This window comes from Pseudofrankia asymbiotica (assembly GCF_001983105.1).
Classification (GTDB): Bacteria; Actinomycetota; Actinomycetes; order Frankiales; family Frankiaceae; genus Pseudofrankia; species Pseudofrankia asymbiotica.
On the sequence record NZ_MOMC01000056.1, the window covers coordinates 72,131 to 91,951 of the forward strand.

Consider the following 19,821-nt stretch of genomic DNA (forward strand, 5'->3'; position numbering starts at 1 on the left):
CTCAGGTGGTGAGGAGGAGGGCTCCGGCTATGGGGCCGCCACCGGCGCCGACGGCGGCGACCTGGTGGCGGGCGACCTGGCGGTCGCCGGCCTGGCCGCGGAGCTGCACGCAGGCCTCGTGGAGAAGCCAGTAGCCGTGCATCCGGCCGGCCGAGAGCTGCCCGCCGTACGTGTTGAGCGGAAGACCGCCCTCCAGGGCGATCTTTCCGGGGTCCCCGACGAACGGCCCGGACTCGCCCTCGCCGCAGAATCCAAAGGCCTCGAGCCAGGCGAGGGTCAGGAAGGTGAACCCGTCGTACAGCTCGGCGAAGTCGACGTCGGCCGGCCGTAGATCGGTATGCGACCACATCTCGGCCGCCGCGTCGGCCGACGCCATGTTCGGGTAGTCAGGCCGCATGTACCAGCCACCGGGACCGGTGGACCCGCCCATCGCCTCGATCCGAACCGGGTGCGCGCACGCCGAGGCGTGGTCGGCCACGGACACGACGATCGCCACCGACCCGTCGATCGGCACGTCACAGTCCAGCAGCCCGAACGGTTCGGACACCTTCCGAGCGGAGACATAGTCGTGAAGCGTGATCGGGTCGCGGTAAACGGCCAAAGGGTTCAGTCCAGCGTTACGCCGGCTGTTAATGGCCAAAATGCCAAGTTGTTCCTTGGTCGTGCCATATAGGTGCATATGCCGACGGCAGTGCATTGCCAACCAGTTCGCCGCCGAGTAGGCATGATACGTCACCATTTCACCCAGCCCGGCCGCCAGCCCGTTTCGCGGCGGGTAGGTCCGGGCGGGCACGGACGCCGCGGATTTCCCGGCTTCGAAGCCGTCCGCTTCCGGTCCACCGGCTCCCGGTCCGCCCGCGGCGCCGGTCCCACCGGCACCGTCGAGGTGGGGCGCCTCGCCGCTGGGGAGCATGGCACCGCCGATCATCTGGACGGTGCGGTAGACCAGCACATGGCGAGCCTGTCCGGTGGCGACCGCGATCACGGCCGACATCACCGGCGAGAGCAGCCCTCCGGTGTCGATGCCACCCCCGCGATAGGTCGGCGCCAGCCCCAGGGCCGCGCACGCCTCCTCCAGCGGGGTCTCGCCCAGCGTGGCGACGCCGTCGATGTCGGTGGGCAGCAGCCCGGCGTCGGCGATCGCCTGCCGGGACGCCTCCACCGTGAGGTCCGCCCCCGGGATTCCGGTACGCCGGCCGATCCGCGAGATCCCGACTCCAGAGATGATGGCGCGCCGCTCCGGCAGTCCGGTCATAGCGTGAAGCTATGCCCGCCGCCACGACCCAGTCACCCGATGTACGGCGCGCTGCGCGCTGCGCGCGAAACAGGCACGAATCCGACCGGTGTCCTACGGTCTCAAGAACAAGGGCGTTGCCAGCGACCGATCGGCGCTGATCCCGAATCCGGAGGCCTCATGACGACGCCGGCAGTCGACGCGGACAGCCAGCTTCTGATCCACCGGTGTGTGGACTGCCGGCGATGGATCCATCCCGAGACCGAACGCTGCCCGGAGTGCGCCGGAGAGCTGAAAGCCGAGCCGGTGAGCGGCGACGCCACGGTCTTCACCTTCACCGTCAACCATCACGCGTTCCACCCGGCCGTGCCGGTGCCCTACGTGATCGCCATCGTCGAGCTCGCCGAGCAGCCCGACCTCCGCCTTGTCAGCAACATCGTCGGCTGCGCGCCGGAGGAGGTCACCATCGGTATGCCGGTGCGTGTCCTCATGGAGCAGCGTGGCGACACGCTCGTCCCCGTCTTCGCAAGGGCCTGAACCTCGACCTGGCCGCCGTCGCCGTCGCCGCGGCCGCCTCCGTCTCAGGCCTTCACGAGATGGCGGGCGATGTCGTCGACCCGCCGTTCGATGCGGCGCAGGGTACGCAGGATCTGCTCGGGCAGGTCGGTCCGGGCGGCGACGGCCGGCTGCCGCGCCACCCCGACCCCAGGGGCCGGCCCCTGGCCCGGGGTGGGTTCCGGGTACTGATCACCGAGCAGCACGCGGACAAGGTGATCATCGGGCCAGTCGAGCGCCCGCGAGACCGCGGACAACGTCGAGTTCTGCACCCGCCGCTCRCCATTGCCACGCTGGAGCACCCGCAGCGTCGCGACCGAGACTCCGGCCGCGAGCGCCAGTTCCTGCTGGCTGACCCGCTGGGTCGACATCCGCGCCCCCAGCGCGGTGGCGACGGAGCGCCAGTCCTCATGGACCGCGCGAAGGTGACGTTCCCCGTTGTTTGTCATGCAGCAAACGATACCGCCCAAACCGCCCGGACGATCACCGGGAACACGCGGGACCACGGCGTTTCCGCCGAACCTCCGGCCAGCGACCTCATCGCGGCCGCCGGCCCGGAGGTGACCGCGGGGAAAAGCGGATCGGGAAAGGGGGACCGGAAAGGAGAAGGCGCCGGCCAGGTCACGCCACCTGGCTGGGGGTCGCCCGCTCGGGAACGGCGCCGGAAGCCCCACCGGAAGTCGCGGTCCCGGCGTAGAGGCGGCCCGCCCGGCGCTGGTAGGACGGCGCCCAGATCAGCTTGAACAGCAGGCGCGGAACGAACGGGACCGTCGCCAGCACGGCGGCGCGCGTCGGGGCGTCGGCCACGCTCGCGAGCCAGCCGTAGAGGACCGGGATGTCGCGGCGGCTGAAGCCCTGCTGGACGTCCTTGTCGATCTCCTCGAACTCGGCCGGCGTGATCTGCTCCAGGATGAGCGGGAACGCCACCGCCTCCTCCTCGTCGAGATGCGTGTTGATCAGCGACTGGAGCTCGGCGAGCACCCCCGCCCGCTGCTGGAGCGGGATGGTGGTGTCGCCGGCGATGGTGACCAACGGGTCGATCTCGGCGTGCTGGGCCTCCAACCGGTCGAGCCCCGCGACGGCGTGCGGCACCCTGGCGCGCAGCACCGGCCAGAAGTGCTTGTCCTCGGCGGTGTGGTGGTGGTRCAGCGTCCGCAGCGTCAGGGCGATCTGGTCCTCGACAAGCTCGGCGTGCGCGGCGTCCCGAGGCGCGCGGGCCACGGCGGCGAGCCGGCCGTACTCGACCCGCATCGCGTTGTGCAGAAGGCGGATGGTCTGCAGGTGGTCGGACGTGGACATGGCGGCGTTCCTCCCGTGCTTCGCGCCCGTCACCCGAGGTGAGGGCCCGCGGGGTGCGGGCCGGTTCGGGGCGGACGGAGCATCACCCGGGTGGAGTACCGCCACGGCCGGCCTGTCGCTCGCCGGACGGCCCTCGCGCGCCCATTGACCTGCCAGCACCACCGTTCCAGGTGGCTGGCTCGCCGAACGCGTGGCCAGCAGGTACCACGCGGCGACGACCGCGGGCGGCACTCTCCGTCACGAAGGGCCGCGCGTGTTCCACCGGGGCAGGAGACGGCGCCGGGGGGCGGCCTCGGCGTCCGCGGACTCGGCGACCGGCTCCAGGCCCTCCTCGGCGCCGGGACGGCTCACCGCGATCGGAGACGAGGCGCCGGTCAGGCCGGCCGGCTGAGCCGGCTCACGCGGCTGAGGCTGAGGTTGAGGCAGCTGAGGCTGAGGCGGCGTGCCGGTGGCGGTCGACCCGAGCGGCCGCAGGGCGATCTGGCCGTCCTCGAGCAGGAGCCTGAGATCCGACATGACGGCGAACAGGCCACGGCCGAGCAGGAACGCGATGTCCCGGCACGTCCGCCGGCCGTTGACGCGGGCGAGGACCTCCGCCCGGCCCTTGTTGATAGGCGGGGCCGAGGCCGTCGGATGCGGCCGTACCCACGGGTCCAGGCCGCGCTCTCGCCATTCGGCCGCGACGTCCACCCGGCGGCGCGTCTCACGCACCACCCGACCGACGTCCATCCCGGGCACGAGGGGCACGAGGGGCGGCATGCCGGCGCCGTCCGGATCCGGCGAGCAGGTGTGGATCTCGGCGAGCGCGAGGGCGAACACGGCGTCCATGGCGGCGGTCTGCGTCAGCACCTGTACGGAGGCGCTCCCCAGCAGCCCGCGCTCCACCAGCGCGGCGCGCAGGCGCCCCTCTGGCGCGGCCTGCGCGAAGGTTTCCGTCCAGTCCTCACCGGAGATCCGGCCCGACCGCAGCAGCAGTGGCTCCAGCCCGGGCGCGGCGGCGGTTTCGGCCGCGATCACCAGACCCGAATGGAACACGATCACGCCACCGACCCGGGCGCCCTCGACTCGAAGCGTTCCCGTGAACTGTTCGTCGCCGAGGCGAGACAATGTAGTGAGGAACAGCCGACTATCCGTCACGAAGTAGTCCCGTCATGCCACCTACCCAAACGTGTCGGTCGACAACAAGGTCGACGAATCAAAGGATAGGGTCGCCGGTATCCAAGTGCTATCGACTGACCCAACGAGCACACAAGCGCCGGAAAATTGCCCCAGAGCATACCCTATTTAATCACAACCACGGGGCTCGCTTCGGGACGGAAGGTGGCGAAATGGACATCGAGACCGCCCTCAAGGAAGCGATGGCGATCGACGGGGCGCTCGGAGCGGCGCTGGTCGACTACGAGAGCGGCATGAYGCTGGGCGCGGCGGGCGGCGGGCGCACGCTGAACCTGGAGATCGCCGCGGCGGGCAACACCGACGTGGTCCGCGCCAAGGCCAGGACCCTGGAGGCCCTGGGTGTGCACGAGGCGATCGAGGACATCCTGATCACCCTGGACCGGCAGTACCACCTCATCCGGCTCCTCAGCCGCGGGGAGAGCCGGTTGTTCCTCTACCTCGCGCTGGACCGCCCCCGCGCCAACCTCGCGCTCGCCCGTCATAACCTCCGGACTATCGAACGTGAGCTGAGCATCTGACGGCCAATACGCAGGGCCCGCCGGCCGGAGAGGCCGCGGTACTGCCTCCCGCCCCGCGGCGGAAGGTTTCGACCTGTCGTAGGCTCTTCGGCTCACACGTCTGCCCGAATATGGTGGCCACCGCGCCGCGAGAACGGCATGACGAGCCGCGCCGAAATGCCCGCGGCGTCGGCATGGCCCTTGGCGAGCAATTATCTGGTGCCCCGCCGGGCGGCCCTACCAAGAATGCGATGAGTACGTCGAATGAATACCGAGACCATTCTGACGGAGCTCGCGGCGCTGCGTGAGCATGTCACCGGCGTGACGAACAGCGCGGTCGCGTCGGTGGACGGCCTGCTGATCGCTCACGACGCGAGCGACGTCCGGCCGGAGGTGCTGGCCGCCATGGCCGCTGTCGCCCTCGGCCTGGGAAAGAGCACCGGGGCGGAGGTGGGCATGGGCGAGCTGCGGGAGGTCATCACCCGCTGCGAGGGCGGCCACATCGTGGTCTACGCCGTCCGCGAGACCAACCTGCTCGTGGTCCTGGGCGACGAGGGGCTGGACATGAACCGGCTGCACCTGCACTCCCGGCCCGCCGTCACCCGGCTCGGCGAACTGCTGGCCGCCTGAGCCATCGCCGCCGCGCGCCGCTGACGGCGGCCGCCGTCAGCCGCGGCCGGCCTGACAGCCGCCCCCGCCTGACAGCCCTTCTCCGGCGCGGTTCGCGGCTCCTGGCCCGCCACCCGCAGCCCACTACTCACAGCTCGCGGCGCGTGACCGTCAGAAGTGGCGCAGCAGCTCGCCGAACGTCCGGAGCTGGAGCACGCCTGGATCTGCGGCGTCGAGCTCCGCGTGTTCCAGCGCCCACGTGTTCGTGTTCGGGATGAAGACGGCCCCCCACCCGGCGGCGCGGGCGGGCAGGATGTCGGACTTCGGCGAGTTCCCGATCATCCACGTCGCCGCGGGGGCCAGAGCCAGCTCGCGCGTCAGCAGCTCGTAGGCCTCGACGTTCTTCTCGGCCACGATGTAGGTGCCCACCCCGAAACACGGCGCGAGACCCGATGCGTCGATCTTGGCCTGCTGCTCCTCCGGAACGCCCTTGGTGAGCAGCGCCAGCTCGTGTCGATCGCCAAGCTCGCGCAGCGTCTCCGCGACCCCGGGCATCAGCTCGACGCGGTGGTCCTGGAGGGCGGCGGCGAGCGCCTCGATCTCGCGTTGCTCCCTGACGTCCGCGGGACGCTCCCAGAGCCGTTCGAACAGGTCGTGCAGGCTGCGCAGGAACACCTTGGTCCCATAGCCGTGAGCCGCCGCGTTCGCCCTCTCGACGTCGTTGAGCATCGTGCGCAGCGCGGTCCGCTCCAACGTGGGATGGGCCAGCCAGTCCAGGTAGTCGGCGATCACCCGCTCAAAGTGGAGGTTGTTCTCCCACAGCGTGTCGTCCGCGTCGAACACCAGCGTGAACCGTGTACCAGCCGTCATCGTCCCTGATTCCACGTCTCGATCTGAACAGACCCCGGGCGTCCTCGTCGACCGGATTTTGCCCACTCCCGCCCGTTCGGCGGCTCCGGGACCGGCACACTATCGCCGGCCAGGCGGGGTAAGGGCCTGATGTCTGGATGTAGGGAACTGGACGGAGGTGGCTGGCATGACCTTTGCCGACCAGTCAGACGCCGGCCGGCGGCCGGCGCGTCGCCAGGGTGTGGACGTGGAGATCCCCCTCAGCACGACGCGTCTGGACGGCCGGCTCGCCGTCCCCGACGGAGCCACCGCCGTCGTCGTGTTCGCGCACGGCAGTGGCAGCGGCCGGCACAGCCCGCGCAACCGGTACGTCGCCGGCGTCCTCACCGACGCGGGACTGGCCACGCTGCTGCCCGACCTGCTCACGCCCGAGGAGGAGGACGACCCGGCGAACATGTTCGACATCGGCCTGCTCGGCCGCCGGCTCGTCGAGGTGACGAGCTGGCTTCGCGGCGAGCACGGCATGTCCGGTGCCGCCGTCGGGTACTTCGGCGCGAGCACCGGCGCGGCCGCCGCGCTCTGGGCGGCGGCCGAGCCGGGTTCCGGGATCGGCGCCGTCGTGTCCCGGGGCGGGCGGCCCGATCTCGCCGCGTCGCGGCTGCCCGATGTCGCCGCGCCCACCCTGCTCATCGTCGGAGGCGACGACGAGGCGGTCCTCGAGCTCAACAACCGCGCGGCGAGGCTGCTGCGGCACGAGGCGGAGGTCGCGGTCGTCCCGGGAGCGACCCATCTGTTCGAGGAGCCGGGTGCCCTGGAGACCGTCGCCACGCTCGCTCGCGACTGGTTCACGCGCCGCCTGATCCCGGTCGGCGCGCGCCGCCGCTGAGCACCCCCCTCAGCCCCGCCCGGGTCTCAGGCCTCGACGCGGCGATTCTGGACAGCGGGCGTCGACCCGGCGGAGGGAGAAGACACGTTGGTATGCGCGGGGGCCGGGCGGAGGCGGGAGAGGTGATCAGCGAGTGAGCCACGTCATCGACGGGCTGATCAACCTGCCGCCGTGGCTGGTGCTGGCGCTGGCGTTCGCGCTGCCGGCGGCGGAGGCCTCGCTGTTCCTCGGCGTGGTCGTCCCCGGCGAGGTCGCGGTGATCGTCGCCGGGGTGCTCGCCCACTCCCACCGGCTGCCGCTGTGGGCGGTCATCGTCACGGCCACGGCGGGCGCGGTCCTCGGCGACAGCATTGGCTACGAGGTCGGCCGGCGCTACGGCGACCGGCTGCTGAAGAAGCTGCCGCACCGCCTGGTCAAGCCCGACCACGTCGACCGGGCCCGCGCGCTGCTGCGCCGCCGCGGCGGCTGGGCGGTGCTGATCGGCCGGTTCACCGCCGCGCTGCGGGCACTGGTGCCGGGCATGGCCGGCACCAGCCAGCTGCCCTACCGTACGTTCCTGCCGTTCAACGTCGTCGGCGGCCTCGCCTGGGTGACCATGGCGTCGCTGATCGGCTACGCGGCCGGCGCGAGCTACCAGTCGGCGGAGCACCGGCTCAGTCTGGTCTCCGGTGGGCTGCTCGCCGTGATCGTCCTGGCGCTGGTCTACCGCGCCGCGCGCCGGTCGGAACGGCTGCGCGGCTGGGCGGCCCGCCGGCTGGGCTGGGTGCCTCGGCCCGGCCGCGCGCTCACCGTCTCCCTGCTGGTCCTCGCGGCCAGTGGATCGATCTTCGGTGCTCTCCTCGACGGCGTGGCGCGGAGCCACGGCGCGATCGGAGCGGACCCTCGCCTGCTGCATGACGTCGTCGACCAACGCGCCGGCTGGCTCACGCCGGTCGCACGTGTCGTCACCAACCTGGGCGTGGGGCCCTTCGTCTACGCGGTGGTGATCGCGCTCGGCGCGGCTCTGTGGTGGCGAACCCGAGAGCTGCTGCTGCCCATCGGCGCGGTCGGGCTGCTCTGGGCGGGTCAGGCGGTGCGGGTGGCGATCAACCACGCGGTCGCCCGCCCAAGACCGCCGCGGGCGCTGTGGCTCGTCCAGCCCGGCGGTTACGCCTTCCCCTCCGGCCACACCGCGATGGCGACGATCGGCTACGGCCTGGCGGCCGTCCTGCTGCTGCGGATCCTGTCCGGCCGCCGGAGCCGGGTGGCCGCCGTGGCCGCCGGCGCCCTGGCCACAGTGCTCGCCATCGCGGTCGGGCTGTCCCGCGTCTATCTGGGCGTCCACTGGCCCAGCGACGTCGCCGGCGGCTGGTCCTTCGGGGTCGCCTGGCTGGCGCTGGCCGCGAGCGTCGTGTGCCTCTACCAGCGATGGTCGACGAAGCCGCCCGATCCAGCGGCCGATCCCGGTCCACCCGTCACGACCGAGGAATCCTCGGAACACGCGGAACCTGCGGAATCCGAGGAACACGCGGAACCCGTGAGGTCCGAGAAGTCCGACTGACCTCGGCCGCCGCCGCGGGCCGGTCCGCCGGCCGGTCGGTATGCTCGGCCGGCCATGCCCGAAGGTCACACCACACACAGGCTCGCCGCGGTCCACCGGGACATGTTCCGCGGCCGGCCCGTCACCGCGACGAGCCCGCAGGGGCGGTTCGACGACGGGGCGGGCCGCGTCGACGGCCGGGTCCTCGACGAGGCCGAGGCGCACGGGAAGCACCTGCTGCTGCGGTTCGACGACGACCAGGTCCTGCACGTGCACCTCGGCATCTACGGCAGGTACGCCCTCGGCCCGCCGCCGGCTCCGGCGCCGACCGGAGCCGTCCGGCTGCGGCTCACCGGCAGCGCCGGCTACGCCGACCTGCGCGGCCCGAACGCGTGCGAGCTGCTGGGGCCGGGCGAGGTGAAGGCGCTGCGCGACCGGCTCGGACCCGACCCGCTGCGCGCCGACGCCGACCCGGAGGCCGCCTGGCGCAGGATCAGCCGCAGTCGCACGTCGATGGCCGTTCTCCTCATGGACCAGACCGTCGTCGCGGGGCCGGGCAACATCTACCGGGCCGAGGTGCTCTTCCGAGCCGGCATCGACCCGTCGCTGCCGGGCAGGGAGCTCGCCCGCGACCAGTGGGACGCCGTCTGGGCCGACCTGGTCACGCTCATGGCCGACGGCGTCCGGGTCGGCCGGATCGACACGGTCCGGCCCGAGCACACCCCGGAGGCGATGGGGCGCCCGCCCCGCGTCGACGACCACGGCGGCGAGGTCTACGTCTACCGCCGCGCCGGCCAGCCCTGCCTCGTCTGCTCGACCGAGGTCATGACCAGGCAGCTGGCCGCCCGCAACCTCTTCTGGTGCTCCACCTGCCAGGGCCGCGGCGCTTCGTCCTGAGCGGTCAGCCGCAGTGGGACCAGTCGCTGGTCCAGGAGGCGCTGCCGAGGCTGCCGCCCCACTTCACGCAGATCGCCTTCGCGGACACCCTGGTCGGACCGGCGTAGTACTCATAGGAACCGGAGTCGGTCACCTTCGACGAGCCGTTCTGTGCCTGCACCGAGGCCGACATCGCCTGGGCCGTGCCCACGCCGGCGCCGGACTTCAGCGTCACCACGCAGTTGGTGGCGCCGTTGTACATCAGCACGATCGTCGCCGTCGTGGAGCCGCTGGTCAGCGTGTGGCTGTCGATCTGGGAGTAGCCGGAGCCGCACACCTGGGCGGCGGTGTAGGGATTCCTCTTCGCGGCGCTGGATGGGGCGGCCGCCGGCGCGGTGGTGCGGGCGGYGGTGGTGCCGGAACCGGAACCGGTCGAACCGGAGCCAGTCCCCGCGCCCGACGTGGCGCCGGCCGAGCCAGCACCCGACCCCGCCCCTGAACCCGACCCGGACCCCGGCGCCGAGCCCGTGCCTGAGCCGGGTCCCGCGCCGACATCCGCGCCCGTACCGCCGGCACCCGCCGCCCCGCCCGCCCCGGCGCCGGGGCCCGTGGCGTCGACGCCCTGGCCGGCGGCCCCCGGTTCGCCCGCACTCTGGACAGATCCATCGGCGGCCGAACGCGCGCGGCCGTCCGGCCTGCCCGATTTCGGTATCAGCGACCCGTCCGGTCCGGTCGCCTGACCGTCCTTGCCGCCGCTGTGCTGGCCGCCCCCGGCCGGGCCGGCCTGCGCCTCGGAGCCCGAGCCCCACGGCGCCCAGGCCAGCACGGAGATTCCGACGATCAGCGCCACCGCGCAGGCGGCGCCGACGAGCACATTGCGGCGCGGGTTCGTGCTCGGCGCACGGCGTCGCCGCCTCGACCTCGCGGGGCCGGCCGGGCCGGCCACGTCCATCGGCTGCACAGACTCGGGCGGCCGGGCCGGTTCGGGTGGCCGTACGGGTTCCGCCGGTCCGACGGGCTCGAGCGGCATCATCGACGCTGGCAGCGGCCCGGTTGGCGCGTCGTGAATCGGGTCCAGAAAGACGGACGCCCCGAGGCCCGGATCCGTCACCGCCGTCGCCATCGAGGCGGCCGGTTCCATCCCACCCGGATCTGCTGGAGCTGGTACGGCGCCACCTGGGGTGTCCGTGTCATCGCCTCCGCTCCGCGAGATCGAGTGGAGGTACGGGCCACCCGCGCCAGGGCTCAGTGCGCCGTCAGTCGACCACCACTTTTCCTCACCTTATCTCCGGTTAACAGCCGATATGAGGCCATCCATAGCCGGCGATCTCGCTTTTGGGAATCGACCTGCTACTGAAAGTCACAGACTGCGGGTGGCGGGCAGCGCTACGCGGCCAGCTGTGGGTAGAGAGCGGCGAGGTCGCCCGCGAGGGCGGCCTTGACCTGGCGGGTGGTGTCGTCCGCGAGAACCTCGAACACGCCCGCTTCGACACCGTCGAGGGCCAGGTCGGCGACCTCGCGCGGGTCGGCCTTCGGGGCGGCGACGGCGGCCGCCATGTCGGTGTCGATGTATCCGACGTGCAGGCCGGTCACCCCGACGCCGCGCGGGTGCAGCTCGAGGCGCAGCGAGTTGGTCAGCGACCACAGCGCCGCCTTGGAGGCCGCGTACGAGCCGCCGAGCGCGAACCAGGACAGGACCGAGGCGACGTTGAGGATGTGCCCGCCGCCGTTCGCCTCGATGACGGGCCCGAACGCCTGGATCATCCGCAGCGGCCCGTAGAAGTTGGTCTCGAACTCCCGTCGTACGGCCTCGAGATCGCCGTCGAGAAAGGGCGCGGCGACGTATCCGCCCGCATTGTTGATCAGGATGGTCACGTCGTCCGCCAGCGCGGCCGCGGACACCACGGCGGCCGGGTCGGTGACCTCGAGCGCCAACGGAACGGCACCGGGGTGGGTGACATCGCGGGGGTTGCGAGCGGTGGCGTAGATCTTCTTCGCGCCGCGGGCGTGCGCGGCGTCGACGAACGCCCGCCCGAGCCCGCGGCTGCCTCCGGTGACCAGCACGACGGCACCCTTGATCGCGGTCATGGCCCGCTCCTCGCCTCGATGGAAACCGATCGGTTTCCGACACGTCGGACAACATAAACCGATCGGTTTCCCACCGCAAGCTTGACGTTCTACCCTTGGTTGGTGAGCAGCACCACGTCCCCCGGGACCTATCCGCCCGCCGCGGCGCCAGCGGGGCCGCCGGCACCTCCGGTATCTCCGGCGTCTCCGGCTCGGCCCGCGTCGGCGGCGCCAGCGACCCGGGAACGGCTGCTGGACGCGGCGGCGGAGCTGTTCTACCGGCAGGGCGTGGGAATGGGCGTCGAGGCGCTGTGTCAGGCGGCCGGCGTCTCCAAGCGATCGATGTACCAGCTTTTCGACAGCAAGGACGCGGTGATCGCCGCGAGCCTGGACCGATGGGCGCAGACGCTGCGGACGCAGATGTTTCCGGCCGCCGGTGACGCGCGCCCGCCGCGGGAACGGATCCTTGAGGTCTTCGAGTGGCTCGAGGCCGCCAGCGCCGATCCCGACTTCCGCGGCTGCCCGTTCGTCGCCACGGCGGTCGAGGTCAAGAATCCCGCGCACCCCGCCGCCGCCGTCGCTCGCCGGCACAAGCAGGCACTCACGGACTTCTTCGCGGTCGAGACGCGCCGTGCGGGTGCTCCTGATCCGGTGCTGCTCGCCGAGCAGCTCACCATGATCTACGACGGCGCCAGCGCCCGCGCCGTGGTCAGGGCCCAGCCCCTCGGCGGCATCGCGGTCACGACCGCGGCCCTCCTGCTCGAGACCGCCGGCGTCCTCGAGGACGAGGGTGGGCGCCCCGCGGGTCGGAGCATGCGGGTTTCCTAGGCCGCCTTTCCTGGATCGCTACCGCAGCAGTGGCAGGACCTCGTCGGCCAGGAAGTGGATCCCGCCCTCCTGGTCGGGCCCGATCTGTGAGATGTAGACCTCGTCGAATCCGGCCTCGACGTACGGGGTGATCGCCTCCGCCGCCCGCTTGGGGTCCGGCCCGCAGGCGACCGCCCGCGCGGTCTCCTCGGGGCTCGTCCGCGCGCCGAGCGCCTCGTACCCCTTCCACGTCGGCACGTCCTGCGAGAGCTGGCCGCCGCCGCCCTCATGGCCCCACAGCCGGTGGGCGGTGTCGGCGGCCTCCTCCTCCGTCGGAGCCCAGCAGATCTTCAGGCCGGCCTGGGTTCCGCCCATCCCGCCGTCGCGGCGATAGGTCTTCAGCCCCTCGATGTCCGGCCGGGTGGTGATCCAGCCGTCACCCACCTGGGCGGCCAGCCGGGTGGCCTTCGGCCCGAACCCGCTGATGTAGATCGGTGGCGACTCCTCCGGCCGGCTCCAGATCTTCGCGTTGTGGGCCGTGAAGTGCCTGCCCTCGTGGGTCACGGTCTCCCCGGTCCACAACTGGCGGATGAGCTCCAGCGCCTCCTGGAGACGCTCGTGGCGGACGCTGACCGGCGGCCAGGCGTCGCCCAGGATGTGCTCGTTGAGCGCCTCGCCCGACCCGACGCCGAAGGTGAACCGGCCCGGGGCGAGCGAGGCGACGGTGGCCGTCGCCTGGGCCACGATCGCCGGGTGGAGCCGGAACGTCGGGCAGGTCACGGCGGTCGTCAGGCGCAGGTTCGTCGTGGCGGCGAGCGCGCCGAGCACCGTCCAGACGAACGGGCTCTCCCCCTGGCTCGACTGCCACGGGTGGTAGTGGTCCGAGACCCACACCCGGTCGAAGCCCGCCTGCTCGGCGGCCTGCCCCACCTGGACGGTTCGGGGCGCGCTCAGCTCCTCGCTCGACAGGAAGTAGCCAAACTCACTCATGGGCGCCGCGTACCCGCCACGGAAGGCACAACACCGGTCAGGCGGCCCGGCTCCGCTCACGTCGGCGAGGCCCGATCACCTCCGGTGTCATCGATGGAGATCACCCTTCGGTCGGCGGGATCTGGTCTGTCGAGACCGGCTGAAGCAGACTCGAAAGGCCAGCCGGAGGACAAGCGGCGAGGGGGCGGGATGGCCGACAGCGCCGGGGTCGCGGACTCCGCCGAGGCCTCCGAGCCGGACGGGCCAGGCTCACCGGACGGGCCGGACGCGGTTCGGTTGTTCGAGCGGCACCGGGCCCGCCTGCTGGCCGTCGCCTATCGGATGCTCGGCCGGACCGGCGACGCCGAGGACGTGGTGCAGGACGCCTGGCTGCGGTGGAGCCTGACCGACGTGGCGGGGGTCGCGGACCCGGAGGCCTACCTGGTGCGGATCGCGACCCGGCTGGCGATCGACCGGCTGCGCAGCGCCCAGGCGCGCCACGAGTCCTACGTCGGTCCGTGGTTGCCCGAACCGATGCTCACCAGCCGGGACGTGGCCGAGGACGTCGCGCTGGCCGACTCGGTGTCGACCGCGCTGCTGTTGGTCCTGGAGGCGCTGTCCCCGATCGAGCGGGCGGTCTTCGTGCTGCGGGAGGCGTTCGGCTACCCGTACGGCGAGATCGCCCAGATCGTCGGCCGAACCGAGGCGACGGCCCGGCAGACCGCGCGGCACGCCCGCGAACACGTCGAGGCCCGACACACCCGCTACAACACCGATCAGGCCACCCGCGCGGTCGTGACCGAGCGGTTCCTGGACGCGGCCACCGGCGGTGACCTGCGGGCACTCATGTCCGTGCTGGCGCCGGACGTCGAGCTGGTCAGCGACGGCGGCGGGCTGGCGCCGGCGCCGCGCAGGGCGATCCATGGCCTGGAGCTGGTCGCCCGGGCGCTGGCCACCTTCGCCGGCCGGATGCCGCCCGAGCCGAGCGTCGAGCTGGTGTCGCTCAACGGCGGCCCCGGCATCGTGATCCGGTCCGGGCAGGCGCCGGTGGTGGCCATCACCCTGCACCTGGTGGATGGGCTGGTGAAGACCATCCACCTGGTCAGCAATCCGGAGAAGCTGACCGGGCTGCGGCAGGGGTGACGACCGCCACCGGCGCCGCTCATCGACCGCCCTCATCGAGGGCGCTTACCGAGCGCGCTCACCGAGCGCGGCGGCTGCGCAGCGGGGCGCCGCCCGGCGCCAGCATCAGCACCGGCACGTTGAGCCGGCGGGAGAGCCGGAACAGCGCGGGCGGGCTGCCGCTGACCAGCTCCTTGTACCGAACGGCCGCGCGACCCTTGAGATACCAGCGGCCAGGGCTGTCGTCGGCGTGCGTGAACTGGATGACCGCGTCCCGGCGGCCCAGGCTCACCGGCTGGTGGATGTAGCCGAACCGGAACGGCTTCGGCCGGCGGCCCCGCAGCCGGCGCCCGATGCTGTCCGCGGCATGCGCGGCGGTCGGCAGCCCGCTCTGGCAGGTGCCGTGGATCGTTCCCCAGGGCTGGCGCACGGCGGCCGCGTCGCCGACGGCGTAGATCGCCGGATCCGATTCGGACCGCAGCGTCTCGTCGACGAGGATCCTGCCCTGGCCGTCGACCGCGAGGCCGGCCTGCTCGGCCAGCGGCAGCGCCCGGACGCCGGCGGTCCACACCACGGCGTCCGCCGGCACCGGCTCCAGGTCGCCGGCGACCTGGATTCCCGTGGGCAGGACCTTCGTGACGACCACTGCGGAGCGCACCCCGACGCCGAGTCGGTCGAGCCCCCGGTTCAGGTACGCCCGGGCGGCGTCGCCCATCATCGGGCCGGGCTCGTCCCGGCTGAGCAGGGTGACGCGCAGGCCGGGGAACGTCTCGGCGATCTCCGTGGCCGCCTCGACGCCGGTGAGGCCGGCACCGACCACGGCGACCCGGCCGGCCGCCGCGTCGACCTCGGTGAGCCGGTCCGCCAGCCCGGCCGCCGATGGGCCCGCCAGCGTGAAGGCGTGGTCGGCCGCGCCCGGCACGGCGCCGGTGTCGGTGACGCTTCCCAGCGCGTACACGAGGGTGTCGTAACCGAGCTGCCGGCGGCCGTCCTCGGTGTCGACGTCCACGGTGCGCGCGGTCCGGTCCAGCCCGACGGCCAGGCCCTGGACGAACGCGACGCCCGAGCCGGCGAGCAGATCCGGCAGCCGGTGGTCGGCGAGCTGTTGGCCGGTGGACAGCTGGTGCAGCCGTAGCCGCTCGACGAACCGGTCGGACGGGTTCACCAGGGTCACCCGACCGCCGCGGCGGCGAGTCCGTCGGGCCACCCGCACGGCGGCCAGTACGCCGGCGTAGCCGCCGCCCAGCACCAGGATGCGGGTTCCGCCCGGCTCGCCGCCCACGGTGCGGTTCTCGTGTGACTGAGACCGTGACTGAGACATGGACAGTCCTTCAGGGTGGATGGGCGCCCCTGTCGAGCGCCGCTTACCCCGAGGACGAGACGAACCGCCGAACCGTGAAACGGGCGGATGGTGACCCCCGCCACAGCGGTCATCGAGCCAGGCTCCTCACTCCTCCACCCACTCGAGCAGGTCGCCGGGCTGGCATTCGAGCACCCACGCGCGGGCTATGCCCCGCCGGGCGCGGTCCCCGCCCCGGGCTGCGCGCCGCCGAGGGTGATGACGACCGCGACGTCGCCATAGGGGAAAGACCCTTTGCCGAGGTGGCCGAGCTTGTTGAAGAACTTCGAGATCCCCACCATGACGCCGTACTTCGCCCGGACCCTGCTCTGGATCTCGTCGAATTCGGCGCCGGCCGTCGCCATCTGGGCCGTCCCCTCGGAGAGGGGCGAACCGGCCTTGACGCGGCCGCGGGCGTCCGACGGCTGCACGGTCACCTTTGGGCTGTTGCGCAGCCGCTTGTACTTGCCGGACGCGGACGACGTCCAGAAGCCGACCTGACCACCCTCCAACGGCACGATCCAGGTCGTGGTGGGCACGCCGGTGCCGTTCCTGCGAAAGGTGGTGACCGCCACGTATTTCTCGTCACTGATCGTCATGCCGGCAGAGTGTAGGACTCCACCGGGGCGCCTCACGATCTCCGCCCACCCGGCGGGGACGGGTCGTCTGCCGTCAGCAAATCTGCCGCGGGCAGACCGCGGGCTGATTGGCGCGACGATCTCGCAGAGTTGAGACATGAGTGGTGAAGCGAAGCCCCCGCTGTTCAACGACCGGATGCGACAGGACCTCTACGCGCAACGCGTCCTCGTGCTCGATGGGCCGTTGGACGATGACAACGGCACCCTGCTGGCCGCGCAGATGATCGCGCTGGCGACCGAGGACGCCCAGGCCGACATCGCGCTGTGGATCCACTCCCCCGGYGGCTCGGTGCCGTCGATGCTCGCGATCCGCGACGTCATTCGGCTCATCCCCTGCGACGTGTCCACCCTGGCGCTCGGCATCGCCTACAGCGCCGGCCAGTTCCTGCTGTCGTCGGGCGCCAGGGGAAAACGGCGCGCCATGCCGCACGCCCGCGTCCTGATGCACCAGGGCTCGGCCGGGATCGCCGGCACCGCGGTCGACATCGAGCTGCAGGCGAACGACCTGCGCCACACCCGGGACACGGTGCTTCGGCTCATCGCCGAGGACACCGGCCAGGACATCGACCGGATCTTCGAGGACTCGCTGCACGACCGCTGGTACACCGCCCAGGAGGCCCTCGACTACGGCTTCATCGACACGATCGTGCGGGCCTTCGACGAGGTCGCGCCGCGCGGCCGCCGACCCATCGGGATCGGCCTGTCCGCCGACCGGGGCGCGGACCGGGGCGCGGACCGGGGCGACCGATGAGCACCTACACGATCCCGAACGTCATCGCGCAGAGTCCGCGCGGTGATCGCATCATGGACGTCTACTCGCACCTGCTCACCGAGCGGATCATCTACCTCGGGACCGCCATCGACTCCGGCGTCGCGAACGCCCTGGTCGCGCAGCTGCTCTACCTGGAGGCGGACGCCCCGGACCGGGACATCCAGCTCTACATCAACTGTGAGGGCGGCGACCCGAGCGCGATGCTCGGCATCTACGACACCCTGCGCTTCATCCGGCMCATGGTGGCGACGACCTGCGTGGGCCAGGCCGTCGCGGTCGGCGCCGTCCTGCTGGCCGCGGGTGCCGAGGGCAAACGCGCCGCGCTTCCGCACGCGCGCGTCATCCTGCACCAGCCGGCGGCCCAGGGCCGCGGCACGATCCCCGACCTGATCCTCCAGGCCGACGAGGTCGTCCGCGTCCGGGCCGACATCGAGCACATCCTCGCCCGGCACACCGGGCAGAGCACCGCGACGCTGCGCGCCGACACGGACCACGACCGCGTCTTCACCGCGACCGCGGCCAGGGACTACGGCCTCATCGACCATGTGATCGAGCAACGGTAGGCCTCGGAATCCCGAGACGACCGCCGCGCCGGGCCCCGCGGCCCGGCGCGGCCGGGCCTCCATCCGTCAGGCCCGGCCGCGCCGGCCGGCCCGACCGGCCCGGCCGACGTGGCCGACGTGGTCCCCGCCGGTCAGGCCCGCGCGCAGGTGACGACGGCGCCGCGCAGCTCGTAGCTCATGAGCCCGTCGCACCAGGTCATGTCCGGGGCGCGCTCGAGGCGGACGTCGGGCAGGCGCAGGAGTGCGTCCAGGAACACCCGGGTCTCGGCGATCGCCACCTGGGCACCAGGGCATCGATGGCTGCCGTCGCCGAAGCTCATGTAGGAGCCGACCCCCTTCTGCCGGCTGGCCCGGTCGGGGTCGAGCGCGTGCGGACAGGCACCCACCGTCTCCGGGTCGACGTTGGCCGCCCGGATGTTGACCGCGAGCAGCTCTCCCGCCCTGACCGAGTCCGGCCCGAGATCAGCGTCCTCGGTGGCGCGCCGGTGCAGCATCGCGGCCACCGGCTCGAGGCGGAGGATCTCCTCGAGGATCACGATCTGGTCGGCCTCGTCGCCGGCGGTGAAGCGGGCCCGCAGGGCGTCGTCGTCGAAGAGGTGCCAGGCGGCCATCACGATGAACTCACGGGTGGTGACCATGCCGGCGACGGCGTAGGTCATGCACTCGATGAGGATCGCCTTGTCCGGGTAGCCCTCCTCGAGCAGGTGCGAGATGACGTCCTCCCGAGGCTGCTCGCGGCGGGACCTGATCGCGGGACGCACGTCGCGGCTGAAGAACCGCATCGCGTGCACGGCGGTCACGGCGGGCCCGGGGACGCGGGCAGCCATCCGCCGAGGCCGCACTCCTTCAAGAACTCGCAACGGTCCAGGCAGGCCGCGGCGACCCGGGAGCGAATCGTCGCCGCCGCCGTCGGCATGGTCCACGACCTGCCGAACTGGGACTGGCGAAACCTCACGGTCCGCGCCGTGGCCCAACGCGCCGGCGTGAACGAGAGCATCGTCTACCGACATTTCGCCACGGAGCGGAACCTTCGCGACACCGTCCTGCGCCGGCTCGAGACGGAGGCCGGGGTCGAGCTGGAGAGCCTCCGCCTCGACAACTTCGACCAGACCATCGCGCGGACCTTCGCCTACCTGGCGACCTTCCCGATCGACCGGCGGCCTCTCGACGACCCGACGTTCGCGGCRCTCGACCAGCGCCGCCGCGGCGCGCTGCGGGCCGCGGTGGCACAGGCGGCGTCCGACTGGACCGACACGGAGCGCGAGATGGCCGCCGCGGCGCTGGACGCCTACTGGAGCGTCTCACTGTTCGAACGTATGATCACCACATGGAATCTTGATCCCGACGAGGCGACGCGCGCCGCCACCTGGGTCATCGGCCTCATAGCCGCCGCCGTGCGAGCGGGGGACAGCCCACAGCGGCCCGACGCCGATTCGTGATCGTCCTTGCCTGGCGGACGGGCGGAGGGACGTACCCTTCTCCCAGGGCACGAACGCCCCTGGGTCCACCGCGTGCCATGCTGGCCTACCAGCCCGGACCAGTAGGAATATTGGTACAAAGTTCCGATCGTTCCGGTATTCGGGCAGATCCGGATGGAACACCGAGACCGAAAGGATCCCCGAGCCGCCATGCAGAGCGTGGCAGAGCTGCCGGTCCAGATGGCGGCCGAGCCCGGCCAGACCGACTGGCCCGTCCTGCTCGTCGAGGACGATGACGGTGACGCCTTCCTCGTCGAGGAACTCCTCGACGAGATGTCAGCTCCCGTCAGGCTGCAACGAGCCAGCAGCATCGCCGAAGCCCGCACCATGGCCACCGGCGCCCGCTGCGTCCTGCTCGACCTCGGACTCCCCGACAGCCACGGCCTGTCCGCCCTCGAGACCATGCGCCACGTCGCCCCCGCCGCCGCCATCGTCGTACTCACCGGCCTCACCGACGAACACCGCGGCGTCGAAGCACTCGCCGCCGGCGCCCAGGACTACCTCGTCAAAGGCGAGATCGACGGCAGAACACTCCTGCGCGCCCTGCGCTACGCCATCGAACGCCG

23 protein-coding genes are annotated in these 19,821 nt (G+C 72.1%); 12 read left to right on the forward strand and 11 right to left on the reverse strand.

Annotation, left to right across the window (positions count from 1 at the left end; translation table 11 throughout):
- Position 1: 1 nt before the first annotated feature.
- Positions 2–1,255 (reverse strand): thiolase family protein, encoded by a 1,254-nt coding sequence (locus BL253_RS26780; RefSeq protein ID WP_076820078.1) that lies wholly within the window; start codon positions 1,253–1,255, stop codon positions 2–4.
- A 159-nt stretch (positions 1,256–1,414) separates the two neighbouring features.
- On the opposite strand from BL253_RS26780, the gene BL253_RS26785 reads away from it, so the two are divergent.
- Positions 1,415–1,771: a Zn-ribbon domain-containing OB-fold protein gene (locus BL253_RS26785; protein WP_076820079.1), complete on the forward strand. Its 357-nt coding sequence runs from the start codon at positions 1,415–1,417 to the stop codon at positions 1,769–1,771.
- Between the two features lie 44 nt (positions 1,772–1,815).
- Here BL253_RS26785 and BL253_RS26790 read toward each other — a convergent pair whose 3' ends face one another.
- From BL253_RS26790 to BL253_RS26800, 3 genes are all read right to left on the reverse strand, one after another.
- Positions 1,816–2,238: a helix-turn-helix domain-containing protein gene (locus BL253_RS26790; RefSeq protein WP_076820080.1), complete on the reverse strand. Its 423-nt coding sequence runs from the start codon at positions 2,236–2,238 to the stop codon at positions 1,816–1,818.
- Positions 2,239–2,410: 172 nt separating this feature from the next.
- A complete protein-coding gene (locus tag BL253_RS26795) occupies positions 2,411–3,088 on the reverse strand; it encodes a hemerythrin domain-containing protein (RefSeq protein WP_076820081.1) in 678 nt (225 codons plus the stop codon).
- Positions 3,089–3,325: 237 nt separating this feature from the next.
- The gene (locus BL253_RS26800) at positions 3,326–4,225 is read right to left on the reverse strand and encodes a DUF4388 domain-containing protein (protein ID WP_076820082.1); all 900 of its coding nucleotides are present in this window, start codon (positions 4,223–4,225) and stop codon (positions 3,326–3,328) included.
- A gap of 191 nt (positions 4,226–4,416) precedes the next feature.
- Here BL253_RS26800 and BL253_RS26805 point away from each other — a divergent pair, with 191 nt between their 5' ends.
- Together BL253_RS26805 and BL253_RS26810 are read left to right on the forward strand one after the other, a co-directional pair.
- Positions 4,417–4,782 carry a hypothetical protein gene (locus BL253_RS26805; RefSeq protein ID WP_076820083.1) on the forward strand — a complete coding sequence of 122 codons (366 nt, stop codon included), beginning with the start codon at positions 4,417–4,419 and terminating at the stop codon, positions 4,780–4,782.
- A gap of 243 nt (positions 4,783–5,025) precedes the next feature.
- Positions 5,026–5,391 (forward strand): roadblock/LC7 domain-containing protein, encoded by a 366-nt coding sequence (locus BL253_RS26810; RefSeq protein ID WP_076820084.1) that lies wholly within the window; start codon positions 5,026–5,028, stop codon positions 5,389–5,391.
- Positions 5,392–5,541: 150 nt separating this feature from the next.
- Here the strand turns inward: BL253_RS26810 and BL253_RS26815 are convergent, their stop codons facing one another.
- Positions 5,542–6,240 carry an HAD family hydrolase gene (locus BL253_RS26815; protein WP_076820085.1) on the reverse strand — a complete coding sequence of 233 codons (699 nt, stop codon included), beginning with the start codon at positions 6,238–6,240 and terminating at the stop codon, positions 5,542–5,544.
- Between the two features lie 166 nt (positions 6,241–6,406).
- Here BL253_RS26815 and BL253_RS26820 point away from each other — a divergent pair, with 166 nt between their 5' ends.
- The 3 genes from BL253_RS26820 (at position 6,407) to BL253_RS26830 (ending at position 9,521) form a co-directional block, all read left to right on the forward strand.
- A complete protein-coding gene (locus BL253_RS26820) occupies positions 6,407–7,105 on the forward strand; it encodes a dienelactone hydrolase family protein (RefSeq protein ID WP_081438726.1) in 699 nt (232 codons plus the stop codon).
- Positions 7,106–7,238: 133 nt separating this feature from the next.
- Positions 7,239–8,645, forward strand: a complete 1,407-nt coding sequence (locus BL253_RS26825) for a bifunctional DedA family/phosphatase PAP2 family protein (RefSeq protein ID WP_081438727.1) — start codon at positions 7,239–7,241, stop codon at positions 8,643–8,645.
- Between the two features lie 54 nt (positions 8,646–8,699).
- On the forward strand, positions 8,700–9,521 hold the full coding sequence (locus BL253_RS26830) for an Fpg/Nei family DNA glycosylase (protein WP_076820086.1): 822 nt from the start codon (positions 8,700–8,702) through the stop codon (positions 9,519–9,521).
- Positions 9,522–9,525: 4 nt separating this feature from the next.
- On the opposite strand, the gene BL253_RS44050 is transcribed toward BL253_RS26830, so the two are convergent.
- Together BL253_RS44050 and BL253_RS26840 are read right to left on the reverse strand one after the other, a co-directional pair.
- Positions 9,526–10,452, reverse strand: coding sequence for a serine/threonine protein kinase (locus BL253_RS44050; protein WP_241835174.1), 927 nt, complete (start codon positions 10,450–10,452; stop codon positions 9,526–9,528).
- 434 nt (positions 10,453–10,886) lie between these two features.
- A complete protein-coding gene (locus tag BL253_RS26840; protein WP_076820087.1) occupies positions 10,887–11,588 on the reverse strand; it encodes an SDR family oxidoreductase in 702 nt (233 codons plus the stop codon).
- 102 nt (positions 11,589–11,690) lie between these two features.
- Between BL253_RS26840 and BL253_RS26845 the strand changes: the two genes are divergently transcribed.
- Positions 11,691–12,395, forward strand: coding sequence for a TetR/AcrR family transcriptional regulator (locus BL253_RS26845; protein ID WP_241835176.1), 705 nt, complete (start codon positions 11,691–11,693; stop codon positions 12,393–12,395).
- Positions 12,396–12,413: 18 nt separating this feature from the next.
- Here the strand turns inward: BL253_RS26845 and BL253_RS26850 are convergent, their stop codons facing one another.
- On the reverse strand, positions 12,414–13,364 hold the full coding sequence (locus BL253_RS26850; protein WP_076820088.1) for a TIGR03557 family F420-dependent LLM class oxidoreductase: 951 nt from the start codon (positions 13,362–13,364) through the stop codon (positions 12,414–12,416).
- A gap of 189 nt (positions 13,365–13,553) precedes the next feature.
- Here BL253_RS26850 and sigJ point away from each other — a divergent pair, with 189 nt between their 5' ends.
- Positions 13,554–14,486, forward strand: a complete 933-nt coding sequence (sigJ, locus tag BL253_RS26855; RefSeq protein ID WP_081438728.1) for an RNA polymerase sigma factor SigJ — start codon at positions 13,554–13,556, stop codon at positions 14,484–14,486.
- A gap of 58 nt (positions 14,487–14,544) precedes the next feature.
- On the opposite strand, the gene BL253_RS26860 is transcribed toward sigJ, so the two are convergent.
- Both BL253_RS26860 and BL253_RS26865 read right to left on the reverse strand, forming a co-directional pair.
- Positions 14,545–15,786, reverse strand: a complete 1,242-nt coding sequence (locus tag BL253_RS26860; RefSeq protein WP_076820089.1) for an NAD(P)/FAD-dependent oxidoreductase — start codon at positions 15,784–15,786, stop codon at positions 14,545–14,547.
- Positions 15,787–15,971: 185 nt separating this feature from the next.
- On the reverse strand, positions 15,972–16,403 hold the full coding sequence (locus tag BL253_RS26865; RefSeq protein WP_076820090.1) for a PPOX class F420-dependent oxidoreductase: 432 nt from the start codon (positions 16,401–16,403) through the stop codon (positions 15,972–15,974).
- 136 nt (positions 16,404–16,539) lie between these two features.
- Here BL253_RS26865 and BL253_RS26870 point away from each other — a divergent pair, with 136 nt between their 5' ends.
- Entirely contained in the window at positions 16,540–17,193 is a 654-nt protein-coding gene (locus tag BL253_RS26870; protein ID WP_076820091.1) for a ClpP family protease, read from the forward strand.
- Positions 17,190–17,777 carry a ClpP family protease gene (locus tag BL253_RS26875; protein ID WP_076820092.1) on the forward strand — a complete coding sequence of 196 codons (588 nt, stop codon included), beginning with the start codon at positions 17,190–17,192 and terminating at the stop codon, positions 17,775–17,777. The genes BL253_RS26870 and BL253_RS26875 overlap by 4 nt, the downstream gene beginning before the upstream one ends.
- Positions 17,778–17,908: 131 nt before the next feature.
- Here the strand turns inward: BL253_RS26875 and BL253_RS26880 are convergent, their stop codons facing one another.
- Positions 17,909–18,559, reverse strand: coding sequence for a cytochrome P450 (locus BL253_RS26880; protein ID WP_241835178.1), 651 nt, complete (start codon positions 18,557–18,559; stop codon positions 17,909–17,911).
- Between the two features lie 3 nt (positions 18,560–18,562).
- On the opposite strand from BL253_RS26880, the gene BL253_RS26885 reads away from it, so the two are divergent.
- Both BL253_RS26885 and BL253_RS26890 read left to right on the forward strand, forming a co-directional pair.
- Positions 18,563–19,216: a TetR/AcrR family transcriptional regulator gene (locus BL253_RS26885; RefSeq protein ID WP_076820101.1), complete on the forward strand. Its 654-nt coding sequence runs from the start codon at positions 18,563–18,565 to the stop codon at positions 19,214–19,216.
- A gap of 189 nt (positions 19,217–19,405) precedes the next feature.
- Positions 19,406–19,821: response regulator (locus tag BL253_RS26890; RefSeq protein WP_131831579.1), on the forward strand; the 416-nt coding region annotated here is incomplete at its 3' end.

What these genes read in the sequence shown, in the direction of transcription:
- BL253_RS26840 (WP_076820087.1), bottom strand. Translation starts at nt 11,588, where the DNA reads ATGACCGCGATCAAGGGTGCCGTCGTGCTGGTCACCGGAGGCAGCCGC.
- BL253_RS26785 (WP_076820079.1), top strand. Translation starts at nt 1,415, where the DNA reads ATGACGACGCCGGCAGTCGACGCGGACAGCCAGCTTCTGATCCACCGG.
- BL253_RS26830 (WP_076820086.1), top strand. Translation starts at nt 8,700, where the DNA reads ATGCCCGAAGGTCACACCACACACAGGCTCGCCGCGGTCCACCGGGAC.
- BL253_RS26810 (WP_076820084.1), top strand. Translation starts at nt 5,026, where the DNA reads ATGAATACCGAGACCATTCTGACGGAGCTCGCGGCGCTGCGTGAGCAT.
- BL253_RS26880 (WP_241835178.1), bottom strand. Translation starts at nt 18,559, where the DNA reads ATGCGGTTCTTCAGCCGCGACGTGCGTCCCGCGATCAGGTCCCGCCGC.
- BL253_RS26860 (WP_076820089.1), bottom strand. Translation starts at nt 15,786, where the DNA reads ATGTCTCAGTCACGGTCTCAGTCACACGAGAACCGCACCGTGGGCGGC.
- BL253_RS26865 (WP_076820090.1), bottom strand. Translation starts at nt 16,403, where the DNA reads ATGACGATCAGTGACGAGAAATACGTGGCGGTCACCACCTTTCGCAGG.
- sigJ (WP_081438728.1), top strand. Translation starts at nt 13,554, where the DNA reads ATGGCCGACAGCGCCGGGGTCGCGGACTCCGCCGAGGCCTCCGAGCCG.
- BL253_RS26820 (WP_081438726.1), top strand. Translation starts at nt 6,407, where the DNA reads ATGACCTTTGCCGACCAGTCAGACGCCGGCCGGCGGCCGGCGCGTCGC.
- BL253_RS26850 (WP_076820088.1), bottom strand. Translation starts at nt 13,364, where the DNA reads ATGAGTGAGTTTGGCTACTTCCTGTCGAGCGAGGAGCTGAGCGCGCCC.
- BL253_RS26780 (WP_076820078.1), bottom strand. Translation starts at nt 1,255, where the DNA reads ATGACCGGACTGCCGGAGCGGCGCGCCATCATCTCTGGAGTCGGGATC.
- BL253_RS26815 (WP_076820085.1), bottom strand. Translation starts at nt 6,240, where the DNA reads ATGACGGCTGGTACACGGTTCACGCTGGTGTTCGACGCGGACGACACG.